Origin of the sequence: Nostoc sp., from assembly GCF_036917415.1 — a bacterium.
Lineage (GTDB): Bacteria > Cyanobacteriota > Cyanobacteriia > Cyanobacteriales > Nostocaceae > Nostoc.
In genome coordinates this window covers 1-12,203 of record NZ_JBALDJ010000024.1, presented here as the reverse complement: position 1 = coordinate 12,203, position 12,203 = coordinate 1, and the positions used below count along the sequence as shown (strand labels likewise).

The 12,203-nt window shown below is 43.7% G+C and carries 9 protein-coding genes; 7 read left to right on the top strand and 2 right to left on the bottom strand.

The window, feature by feature from the left end:
- Positions 1-606: 606 nt before the first annotated feature.
- From V7K41_RS02950 to V7K41_RS02925, 6 genes are all read left to right on the top strand, one after another.
- Positions 607-1,611, top strand: a complete 1,005-nt coding sequence (locus V7K41_RS02950; RefSeq protein WP_334845653.1) for a substrate-binding domain-containing protein — start codon at positions 607-609, stop codon at positions 1,609-1,611.
- 29 nt (positions 1,612-1,640) lie between these two features.
- The gene (locus tag V7K41_RS02945) at positions 1,641-2,654 is read left to right on the top strand and encodes an ABC transporter substrate-binding protein (RefSeq protein ID WP_334845652.1); all 1,014 of its coding nucleotides are present in this window, start codon (positions 1,641-1,643) and stop codon (positions 2,652-2,654) included.
- A gap of 245 nt (positions 2,655-2,899) precedes the next feature.
- Complete coding sequence (locus tag V7K41_RS02940; protein ID WP_334845651.1) at positions 2,900-4,453, top strand: sugar ABC transporter ATP-binding protein; 1,554 nt, start codon at positions 2,900-2,902, stop codon at positions 4,451-4,453.
- Positions 4,450-5,448 (top strand): ABC transporter permease subunit, encoded by a 999-nt coding sequence (locus V7K41_RS02935; RefSeq protein ID WP_334845650.1) that lies wholly within the window; start codon positions 4,450-4,452, stop codon positions 5,446-5,448. The genes V7K41_RS02940 and V7K41_RS02935 overlap by 4 nt, the downstream gene beginning before the upstream one ends.
- Before the next feature lie 89 nt (positions 5,449-5,537).
- Positions 5,538-6,938: a sugar porter family MFS transporter gene (locus V7K41_RS02930; RefSeq protein WP_334845649.1), complete on the top strand. Its 1,401-nt coding sequence runs from the start codon at positions 5,538-5,540 to the stop codon at positions 6,936-6,938.
- Between the two features lie 726 nt (positions 6,939-7,664).
- Entirely contained in the window at positions 7,665-9,275 is a 1,611-nt protein-coding gene (locus V7K41_RS02925) for an iron uptake porin (RefSeq protein ID WP_334845648.1), read from the top strand.
- A gap of 370 nt (positions 9,276-9,645) precedes the next feature.
- Here the strand turns inward: V7K41_RS02925 and V7K41_RS02920 are convergent, their stop codons facing one another.
- The gene (locus V7K41_RS02920; RefSeq protein ID WP_292775396.1) at positions 9,646-10,221 is read right to left on the bottom strand and encodes a TIGR04376 family protein; all 576 of its coding nucleotides are present in this window, start codon (positions 10,219-10,221) and stop codon (positions 9,646-9,648) included.
- Between the two features lie 176 nt (positions 10,222-10,397).
- Between V7K41_RS02920 and V7K41_RS02915 the strand changes: the two genes are divergently transcribed.
- Positions 10,398-11,906 carry a DUF3131 domain-containing protein gene (locus V7K41_RS02915; protein WP_334845647.1) on the top strand — a complete coding sequence of 503 codons (1,509 nt, stop codon included), beginning with the start codon at positions 10,398-10,400 and terminating at the stop codon, positions 11,904-11,906.
- A gap of 98 nt (positions 11,907-12,004) precedes the next feature.
- Here V7K41_RS02915 and V7K41_RS02910 read toward each other — a convergent pair.
- Positions 12,005-12,203 (bottom strand): hypothetical protein (locus V7K41_RS02910; RefSeq protein ID WP_334845646.1); only part of this gene is annotated, 199 nt, incomplete at its 5' end.

Here is a 12,203-nt window from a genome sequence, read left to right as displayed (position 1 = left end):
ATGTTTACATTTCTCAAAATCTAGCATTCAAAATCAAAAAAAAATCTCATAATCCGCTCTTTTCGCAAGTAGATTGATCGCGAAATGTTACCAATTTCAACATTTTCATCAATCTTAAATTTATTGATTACTACGAATGCTTTACTATGAACACTTTAGATGACGTTTAAGGAGATATAAATGCTTTTTTGTTTGTAAAGTTCGATAAAGAAAAATAATTTTTGCCAGCGATCAGGATAAACTTAAATAAGTCAAAACAAAATAAAGCTTTGCAATTTTAAGAAAACTAATTTCTGGAAGTTTCACTTAAAAGGTCTTTTCAGACTATCTACTATCGAAGTAATTTCACTAACAAATAATGTAATTATTTGAAGTAGTGTAGTGTTCCTAGTTTTACTTTAAAAATAAAACATCTAGTTTCGTGAAACGAATAGCAGTAACTCCAATTACGTCAAGTCATAAGACCTTTAGAGTCAGAATTACAAAAGCTAGTAGTATCACTAGGTTAAGTCTAAAGATTTCAGACCTAGTTTAGATTGTGATGACTGTGCAAATTTATATTATTATGCTGACCTTTTTCAAATTTAAATCCGTTGTTATAAATAGATGAATATGAAGAGAATCTCGCTCATAGTTGGTATATTAGGTTTCGCGGTTGTTGGTTGCACAAATGGCGCTCAAAATAACAACACTGCTACTAATACTAATAACAAGGCTACTAATATAAGTGCAGAGAATCTTGGTACTCCAAATAGAAAATTGCAAACAATCGGTGTAGCTTTGGGTGACTTAGGCAATCCCTTCTATAATGCAGTGCAGAAAGGAACTGAGACACAAGCCCAGAAAATTGGGGGTAATATCAGAGTTAATGCGGTTTCCAGTGCCTTTGACCTAAACCAACAAAGCAACCAAATCGAAAATTTTACGGCTGCGAATACCGATCTAATTATCCTCAGCGCTGTTGACAAAAAAGGAGTTAAACCAGTTATCGATCAAGCAAGGCTTGCAGGTAGGGTTGTGATTGCAGTAGATTCAGCCGTTGATGCAGATGTGGATGCGATGATTAGTTCCAACAATACCCAAGCTGGTGAGGTTGCTTGCCAATATATTGCCGATCGCCTCAAAGGTCAAGGTAGTGTAGTCATTCTCAACGGTACGCCGATGGACTCAATCAATCAGCGAGTGAGTGGTTGTAAGAATTCATTATCTAAATATCCTGACATAAAAATCATCTCAGACCAAAACGCCGAAGGGACTAGGGATGGAGGACTTAGAGTCATGAGCGATTTGCTCACAACTTTCCCCAAAATTGATGCCGTTTTTGCCACTAACGATCAAAGCGGTATAGGCGCAGATTTAGCAGCTAGGCAAGGAAGACGCAAAGAATTCTTTATTGTTGGGGTTGACGGTTCACCAGATGCAACCAAAGCAATGGAAGACAAAGATGGTGTATTTGCGGCAACTGCTGCTCAAAATCCAGCAGCGATGGCGCAAAAAGCAGTTGAGATTGGCAACGATCTAATCCAGGGCAAAAAACCTAGTGATTCCGAGATTCTAATTCCAGTCAAGTTAGTCACCAGAGACAACCTCAGCACTTACGAAGGCTGGTAAGTAAGTATTTAATCACCTTGAGGAGATATATGAATGTGAAAAAAATTGCGATCGCAGCTAGCATATTAGGTCTGCTCAGTAGTACTGTTATTGGTTGCACAAATAACTCTCAAAATGGCAACACCGCTACTAACTCTGATACCAATACTAGTGCAGCGAGTAAGGGTGTCACTGGGGATGCAAAATTACGAGCAGTTGGCTTCACCGTTGGCGATCTAAGTAACCCCTTCTTCGTCGTTATGGGGCAGGCAGTTGAGGCAGCAGCGAAGAAATTTGGGGGTAATGATGTCAAAGTTATTGTCGCTTCCAGTGCCTATGACCTCAACCAACAAACCAATCAAATTGAAAATTTCATTGCGGCGAATACTGACATCATTGTTCTGAATGCTGCTGATAAAAGTGGCATTCAGCCAGCAGTTGAAAGGGCAAAACTTGCAGGCAAAATTGTGATCGCGGTAGATACAGGTGCTGATGGGGGTGTGGATGCCACCATTACGACTAACAATATCAAAGCTGGAGAACTGGGTTGCCAATATATTGCTGACCGCCTCAAAGGCAAAGGCAATGTAGTCATAGTTAACGGCCCTCCGGTGGAATCGGTGCTTCAACGAGTTAGTGGTTGCGAAAAGGTATTGTCCAAATATCCCGATCTAAAAATACTCTCTAAAAACCAGAATGCAGAAGGGAGTAGGGATGGAGGACTTAGAGTCATGACTGATTTGCTGACAACCTTTCCGAAAATTGATGCTGTTTTTGCGATCAACGATCCGAGTGGGGTAGGAGCAGAACTAGCAGCTAACCAAGCACGACGTAAAGATTTCTTTATTGTTGGGGTTGATGGTGCGCCAGAAGCAATCAAAGCGATCGCTGACAAAAATGGTATATATGCTGCGACTGCTACTCAAAATCCTAGAGGTATGGCTACAGAAGCAGTTAAGGTTGGTAACGACATCTTGCATGGTAAAAAACCTAGTAGTCCCACCATTCTGCTGACACCCAAGCTGATTACAAAAGACAACATTAACACAGAGAAAGGTTGGTAAGTAATCAAAATTGTGAAAGTCAGCGATCGTCAGTGGTAAGTTTTCTAAACAGGACTTAGGCAAAAACTCTCTGTAACTCTTATTGCTTGGCGCACTTGGCGTACTTGGCGGTTCGTTTTTTCATATTTTGCGTAAGTCCTACTAAAGATGATTTTGTAACGGCTTTCATTTCACATCAAATATGATTTTCGGGAATTTTTAACTCAAAAAACGCAAATTTTCAATTTTTTTTACAGGTACAGCTAATGACAACAAGTATTGAAACCTCTTTTCCTCATGTACCAACCGCTACCCCTGTATTAGAAATGCAAGGGATTGGTAAACGATTTAATGGTGTACCTGCTCTGCAAAATGTCAATCTCACGATTTACCCAGGAGAGGTTCACGCCCTCATGGGTGAGAACGGAGCAGGCAAAAGCACATTGATGAAGATCCTTGCTGGGGCTTACATTGCCGATGAAGGCGAGATTCGCATCAACGGTAGTCCTATAAAAATTACCGATCCGGCTTCAGCACGCAAGGCAGGTATCAATCTCATTTATCAAGAACTGAACGTTGCACCTAATTTAACCGTTGCCGAAAATATTTTTATGGGTAGCGAGTTGCGCCGAGGTCAGCTTTTAGACCGCAAAGGTATGGAACTGGAAGCACAGAAAGTGCTTCAAAGCCTCGGAGCCAGTTTTACACCACAAACAGTGGTTGGTAGCTTGGTGGTCGCCGAACAACAGCAGGTGGAAATTGCGCGGGCGCTGAAGGACAATAGCCGCGTTTTGGTTATGGACGAGCCAACAGCAGCACTATCTGACCGCGAAACAGAGCGCTTGTTTGAGGTAATTCGCAGACTAAAAAGCGACGGCATTGCCATTATCTACATCAGTCACCGCATGGAAGAAATATATGCGTTGGCTGACCGGATTAGCGTGCTGCGCGATGGTCAATACATTGGGAGTCTCACGCGGGATGAAATTTCTGCACAGCGATTGGTGCAGATGATGGTTGGTCGCTCGATGCAGGACTTTTACGAACATCAACGGCAAACCAATCCCGGTTCAGTGGTATTGGAAGTCAGAAATATCAGTGATGGACGCAAAGTTGAGCCAACTAGTTTTCAACTTCGCGCTGGCGAAATTGTCGGTCTAGCGGGGCTGGTTGGTGCAGGACGCACAGAGGTATCCCGGCTGATTTTTGGTGCCGATCGCAAGGCAAGTGGTGAAGTCTTCCTCAATGGCATGAAACTTAATATTAATAGCCCCGGTGATGCGATTAATGCTGGAATTGGTTACGTCCCGGAAGACCGCAAAGATCAGGGTTTATTTCTGGAGATGAGTTCTCGTAAGAATATTGCCATTAACACACTCAAGCAGGATGCAAAGGCTGGTGTCGTCAACTGGAGTTCAGTCAATCTCTTGGCGACGCAAGCTGTGGAAGACTTCAATATCCGGCTGGCGAATTTGGAAATCAGAGCCGTGGATCTTTCTGGTGGTAATCAGCAGAAGCTACTATTGGCGCGTTGGTTAGCGATTAAGCCGAGAGTACTGATGTTGGATGAGCCGACACGCGGCGTAGATATCGGTGCCAAAAGCGAAATTTACCGAATTATCAGCGAGTTAGCAGCACAAGGCGTTGCGGTTCTGATGGTTTCCAGCGAACTACCGGAGGTTGTGGGCTTGAGCGATCGCGTCTTAGTGATGCGAGAAGGGCAGCTAGTGGGCGAACTTGACGGCAGTCTTGGTAAAGAAATTACCCAAGAAAAAATTATGCACTATGCAACAGGAGCATCGGAGGTACCAGCATCATGAGTCAGACAGTAAGACCAGCCAATAATAGAGTAGACAAGAATTCAACGCAGCGCAACCGCAAATCAATCAGCACTCTGCTTGAGGTTGCAGGTATTCTGCCGATTCTAATAATTATTTGCATCTTATTTACATTCCTTTCTCCCAGCTTCCTCACAGGCGCGAATATCGTTAATATATTGCGTCAGGCATCAATCAATATTGTGCTGGCAACGGGAATGACGTTTGTAATTCTGACTGGAGGTATTGACCTTTCAGTTGGGTCAATATTGGCTGTTTCTGCCGTAGTTACGTTGCTGGTATCGCTACTTCCGGCTATAGGTTGGGCCGCTGTGCCTGCTGGTTTGCTTGCAGGATTGCTTTTGGGTTTAATTAACGGCGCTCTGATCACTTTTTTGGATGTGCCACCTTTTATTGTCACCCTGGGTTCACTTACTGCTTTGCGGGGTGTTGCCTTTTTGGTTGCCAAGGGTACAACGGTTATTAACCGTGACATAAATTTTGCTTGGATAGGCAATAGCTATGTCGGCCCCCTTCCTTGGCTGGTAATCATTGCGCTACTGAGTATAGTAGTTAGTTGGTTTGTCCTGCGACAAACTGTTTTAGGGGTGCAAATATATGCAGTCGGTGGTAACGAGCGAGCAGCACGATTAACTGGGATTAAAGTCGATCGGGTGTTGCTATTTGTCTATGGTGTCAGTGGATTACTGGCAGGTTTGGCAGGAGTAATGAGTGGCAGCCGTCTTTATAGTGCTAGTGGCATCGTCGGTACTGGTTACGAGTTAGATGCGATCGCTGCTGTTATTCTAGGTGGAACCAGCTTTACAGGTGGTATTGGCACCATTGGCGGCACACTTCTAGGTGCATTAATCATTGCTATTCTCAACAACGGTTTAACTCTGTTGAACCTATCTTACTTCTGGCAACTAGTCGTCAAAGGACTAGTAATTATTTTGGCAGTAATGATCGATCGGTTACGCAGACGTTCTAGACGTTGAAGTATGAAAGTGACTAGGGAGCAGACGAGATGTTGCAGTCAGTCTTTCCCCTCTGCCCCTTCCAATGCCCAATTCCCAATATATAAACTATGTCTTCCACTACTGTTCGTCGTAAAGCCAACACGTTTTATGTAATTTTGATTGCTGGTGCTGCGGCACTCGGCGGGTTTTTATTCGGTTTTGACACTGCTGTAATCAACGGCGCGGTTTTATCTTTAGCAAAAGCTTTTAATACCAGTAGTTGGGTAACAGGGCTAGCAGTGTCCCTAGCGTTGCTGGGGTCTGCGGTAGGAGCCTTCTTTGCTGGACAGATTGCAGACCGTTATGGTCGAGTCAACGCAATGGTGGTCGCTTCGGCGTTGTTTACTATCAGTGCCATTGGCTCTGGGTTTGCCTTCACTATCTGGGATTTTATCTTTTGGCGATTATTAGGTGGGATTGGCATCGGCGTTGCTAGCGTTATCGCGCCAGCTTACATTGCCGAATGTTCTCCCACCCATTTGCGGGGAAGGTTAGGATCTCTGCAACAATTAGCGATCGTAGTCGGAATTTTCGTCGCCTTATTGAGCGACTACTTTATCGCTGTGTCAGCAGGTTCAGCAGACTCGCCGTTTTTGTTTGGAGTTGCAGCTTGGCGCTGGATGTTTTGGACAGCAGTCCCGCCAGCAGTATTCTACGGGATGATCGCTTTAACAATTCCTGAATCCCCTCGTTATTTGGTTGCTAAAGGACGAGAACCAGAAGCTGCTAACGTTCTGACCAAGATTTTAGGAGGTGACGTACTGCCAAAAATCGAAGAAATTCGGCAAACAGTGCTTCGCGAACGCCAACCCAGGTTTTCTGACCTCTTAAGCAGAAGTGGCGGACTCCTACCAATTGTTTGGATAGGAATAGGCTTATCTGTATTACAGCAATTTGTTGGGATTAATGTAATCTTCTACTACAGCAGCGTTTTGTGGCGTGCTGTCGGGTTTTCCGAAAAAGATTCCCTATCAATTACGGTGATTACAGGAGCCGTCAACATTATTACAACACTGATTGCGATCGCCTTTGTGGATAAATTTGGCCGCAAACCCTTACTCATAATCGGGTCAATCGGTATGACCTTTACCTTGGGGACGATGGCTTATCTTTTTGGCAATGCTCCCCTCGATGCTGCCGGGAACCCCAATCTTACCGGAAGTGCAGGTACTATAGCTCTGATCGCAGCCAACCTCTATGTATTTTGCTTCGGTTTCTCCTGGGGGCCAGTGGTTTGGGTGCTGTTGGGAGAAATGTTTAATAACAAAATTCGAGCCGCCGCACTTTCGATTGCTGCTGCTATGCAATGGGTTGCCAATTTCCTCATTTCCACAACATTTCCTCCTATATTGCAATATTTCGGTTTAGGTTCTGCCTATGGACTCTATACAATTGCAGCAGCTACCTCATTCTTTTTCATTCTCTTTTTTATTAAAGAAACCAAAGGAATTGAGCTAGAAGATATGTAGTAATTCCTCTTCTTTGCCCCTGTGATATCATGTTCGGTAAAAGACTTATCATTAAGAGCGCAGTTCTTGCTGGGAACTCTTAGCTGGGGGAAAGAGGGTTTTAAGATTTTTGCATAGATGCCCGGAATAATAACTAATCAAGCGGACATGATATGACGTTGCATAGAAAAAGTTGCTCAATCCCCTTATCTCACCAAGCTTGCTTTTGTACAGTTTCACAAACAAAAAATTAGTGTTAACCCAAAGGTATTAGGTAATAACCTATAGGAATCGTATTTGATTTTTGAACGAGACTAAGTATTATCTATCCCTTTTTTTATGTTCCCTGTTCCTTGTCCGATTAAGGAAGTTCGTAGGAAGTACTTTAATGCTTAGATGAGGTTAGAGTCACTCACTACGAACTTATCAAATTAATTTAGTGAACTAAATACAAATTCTCGCTTCAGTCAATCACTAAAAAGATGGAAACTATCAATACGGCTCTTTGTTATTCTGGTTTATCCGGCATGGTATTTCATGCGCCGTTTATTGATTTGCATCCCGGATTTAAATTAGCTGGTTATTGGGAAAGAAGCAAAAAGTCATAGCGTTGCTTTAAGTAACCTAAAATCTCAGATCGAAATATGTAACTTTAATGCTGATTAGCTTAGAAGCTGAAAGCCTTGGTTCAAGTGCGATCTATTTAGTTACAAATTCATAATTAAACCATTTTCAAGTTATAAGCCAATGCTAAAAATTATTTTTCATAGCTTTTTTCTCCTATTTTTGGCAATTCCAGCAGTTTGGGCAGCACCTCCAGAAGATGATTCTAATGCAGCAGATGCTAATCGGAATTTGCAGGGACAAGTCAATTCTGTTTCCCAGTTTTCTGATGTACAACCAAGCGATTGGGCGTTTGGTGCATTGCAATCGCTGGTGGAACGCTACGGCTGTATTGCAGGTTATCCCAATTCCACCTATCGCGGTAATCGTGCCTTAACCCGTTATGAGTTTGCCGCAGGTTTAAATGCTTGTTTGGATCGGATTAATGAGTTAATTGCCACAGCTACTAGCGATTTAGTTAATAAGCAAGATTTAGCAGTGCTGCAAAAGTTGCAGTCAGACTTTGCCGCAGAACTGACAACTCTGCGCGGACGAGTAGATACCGTAGAGGCACATACGGCAACATTAGAGGCGCAGCAGTTTTCCACTACTACCAGGTTAAATGCTCAAATTATTACCGCCATTAGTGATACCTTTGGTGATAGAGTAGGTGGCGATCGCGATGAATCCAATCTCTACTTTGCAAATCGGGGTCGTCTCAACTTTGAGAGCAGTTTCACTGGCAAAGATTTATTGCGAGTCCGGTTAGAATTTGGCAACTTTGCGTCCAATGTTGGCAGCCAAATTGCCGCAGCCACTGGCACAGGGATGACACGCCTGAACTTCGATTATGACAGCAACGATACACTTTTTGTCCCCCACATCCGTTATTACTTCCCAGTCAGTGATTCCCTTAACTTCGTTGTTGGGCCTACAGGCATTGGTTATACCGACATTTCAACCACTGTCACTCCCCCCACAATCGCTGACGACGGCAATGGAGTTCCCTCACTTTTTGGGTCATACAGTCCCTTATTCCGACGAGGTGGCGGCGGTGCAGCCGCTAACTGGAACATTACCAAAGACTTGGTTCTCACCTTGGGGTATTTAGCAAGCAGTCCCAATGTCCCATCGGCTAGTAACGGCTTGTTTGATGGCGGCTACAATGCCCTGGCGCACTTAGCCTATTATGGTAAGCAAGGAGCGATCGGTGTTGCCTACTCTCATGGTTATAGCCCTGCTGGAGTAATCGATCTTGCAGCTGGGACGGGTAGCGTCCTGTCAAATGCTCCCTTTGGCAACAACATTGCTACTTCCAACGATATTGTCGGCACACAGGGATACTATCGCTTCTCCCCAAATTTCCAAATCCACGCTTGGGGTGGATATATTTGGGCAAATGCCAAGAACTCTGGTTTGAGTGATATTTCCAATGGTAGGGGTGGAACAGATTCTCTATTTGTGAACAGTGGTGACAATGCCAATGTCTGGTTTGGGGCGATTGGTATGTCGTTTCCTGATGTGGGAGGTAGAGGTAATCTGCCAGGAATTCTCTTTGGTATACCACCGCATGTCTCTAACAGTGATGTCCGTCAAGAGCAAGATAACGCTTACCATATCGAAGCATTTTATCGTTACCGCCTAAATGACAACATCTCAGTGACTCCTGGTTTTTGGGTGATTCTCAACCCGGAAAACGACAACAGAAATGATACGCAGTATGTGGGTGTGCTTCGCACAACCTTCGATTTTTAACTGAATGTGAATGGTTTGCTTGACCAACAGAGTAGGTAAATAGACTACGCGGTAGGGGCGCAAGACCTTCATTGGTGTCAACTTAACGCTAAACCCGCTTGGTGAAAACATTTTGCCCTCACCCCCAGCCCCTCTCCCAAGAGAGAGGGCGTGAGAGATTTACAAAACGCCTGTCTGATATAGTTTTCGGCTTAAGTTGACACGTATGCAAGGTCTTGCACCCCTACAACAGGTGTGGTTCAAATACATGAAAACTGCTGTAACGTACCCTACTGGCGTGTCATTATTCAAATGCTGCAAAAAAATTGTAGGTTGGGTTGACATAAGGAAACCCAACCTACACCTAATGCACTATTTTAGCCAATAAGCGCTACTTCTGCATATTCCGCTTCATTTGTTCTAATTCATCCTGAGTTTCCCAGCTACGGAACTTCTCTTCTAAGTCATCAAACCCACTAGAATAACTGCTAGTCTGATTCGACCAGCCACTGGTTTCAAAACGCTGCTGGGTTTGGGCTTTAGCACGGACTGTCTGTGCTTCGGCGGCTTTAGCTTGCACCTCCTGTCGTCGTTGCTGAATTTTTTGCAGTAGTTCCTGAGATTGGTTAATGCGTTCTTTCAGCCCTTGCATGTGTCCCCAGCGCTGATTTCCTTCGCGCAACAGGGCTGCTTCTCGCTCACCCGCCGCCGCCGCCAAATCCTCTCTATTGGCGTTTTTGGCTTTTTGAATGCGGATATGCCAACGCTGAATTTCTTGAGCAGTGGAGAGAATTTCTTCTTGCGATCGCTTTTCTTGTAATTTTAAATCTGCGATCAGCTTTAATGTGTCTTCTTCTTGCTCACGCAGCTGTTCTAGCAGCGCCTCTAACTCCAAATGTGGATTGTTACGCAAGAATTCTTCTAAACGGTTTTCTAAAAACCGACTCAAATCATCAAATAAGCCCACTGCTAGAACTCCAGAGATCGGGTGCGTGACTACTTTATTGTAGTGGGCGGAATGTAAATTTTAATAGTTCCCATCGGCTGAACTTCTGGGTGTTAGTTAGATTTCAAAATTGGGAAGAATGTATTTGGTGAAATTACGCAAATAACCCTGACTTACAAAATAAGGCTTTAATCAGTATGAGTTCTGATTTTCAACCACCACCTAAGAGCTTGTCCATACTAGCTTCTGTAGGAGGAGTGCTTACTGCTGCGATCGCGATCGCTATTTTAAATGGTTGGTCTAAGCAACTTTCCCAGACTTCTATAAAAAAACCTGAAATATCATCAACATCCCCAACTGTTTCCCAACCACAAAAAACCCAACCCCCTGTCTCTACTGCAAATGAAGCTGAAATAATTGCCAGCCTTGATGCTAAATCCGTAGTTTTGCCAGGTCAACCCATTCCTAAGAACCAATTAACAGTAGCCATAATTCCCTATACTGCTCCTGGAGTTGGAAAACTGACCCCAGAAGAAATGACAACGGCCCGTCAGGCTTGGTCATACTTCCAGCGCAACTGGAACGATGAAACTGGCTTGATTAATTCCGTTGATGGCTTTGCCTCTATAAGTATGTGGGATCAGACAGCAGCGATCGCAGCCTTAGTCAGTGCTAGAGAACTCAATATCGTGCCTGCGGCTGAATTTGCAGCCAAAATGAGCAAAATGTTGAATACATTAGCATCAATGCCTTTGTACAAAGGAGAACTCCCCAACAAAGTTTACAATGCGAAAACTCTCGTACCCGTTAATTATGGTCAACTAGAAAAACGGGAAGAAATTGGTTGGTCAGCCATTGATTTAGGAAGAATGGCAATCTGGTTGAAGATTGTCGAGGCAAAGTATCCAGAAATGCGATCGCAAACAGCAGCAGTTTGGAAACACTGGCAAGTCAAGCGTCTAACCACAAATGGCCAAATGTACGGTACTGCCGTTATCAAAGGCAAAGAACAGTACAATCAAGAAGGTCGCTTGGGCTATGAGAATTATGCTGCTTATGGTTTGAAGCTTTGGGGCTTGGATGTTAACAAAGCTTTAGATTATCAGTCTTATACTGCCTTTGTCGATCTTTATGGACAGGGAATTCCTTACGACAAACGGGACTATAAAAATTCTGGAGCCAATAACTACGTTCTTAGCGAACCCTATATCTTAGATGGCATCGAAACTGGGTTTCAAGCTTTGCCTAAAGCTTATGCCGATCGGATTTTAGCTGCCCAAGCAGCCCGTTATGAAGCCACAAAACAATTAACTGCCGTCACCGAAGACAACTTAGATCGCCCGCCATACTTTGTTTACAGTAGCCTATTTGTCAACGGAGAACCTTGGGCAACCATTGCAGATACCAGAGAACAGTACAACAATTTGCGATTTCTCAGTGCCAAAGCTGCGATCGGTTGGCATGTACTTTATAACACTGCTTATACCCGCCAGTTATTTGATTTCGTTCAAGCCAATCTTAAGTCTAAAGAAGGTTGGTACAACGGCTTTTATGAGTCTCTACATCAGCCAAATAAAACTCTCACCGCTAACAATAATGGTGTAATTCTGGAGAGCTTACTGTATAAGCAAGTTGGGCAGCCACTTACTGTTTGGGCAGGAGTCAAGAGTCAGAAGTCAACTGAGAGGACTATAAAAACACCGTAAGTTATATCATGTCCGTATAATTAGTTATGATTCTTACAGTCATTACACCCCACACTCCAGATGCTCGACTTGGAAAGACCCCAGATGATTAGGAAACGCTATAAAACCTGCGTACGCTGAAATAACAAATGGGTACGCTGAAATAACAAATGGGTACGCCGAAATAACAAATGGGTACGCTGAAATAACAAATGGGTACGCCGAAATAACAAATGGGTACGCCGAAATAACAAATGGGTACGCCGAAATAACAAATGGGTACGCCGAAATAACAAATGGGTACGCCGAAATAACAAA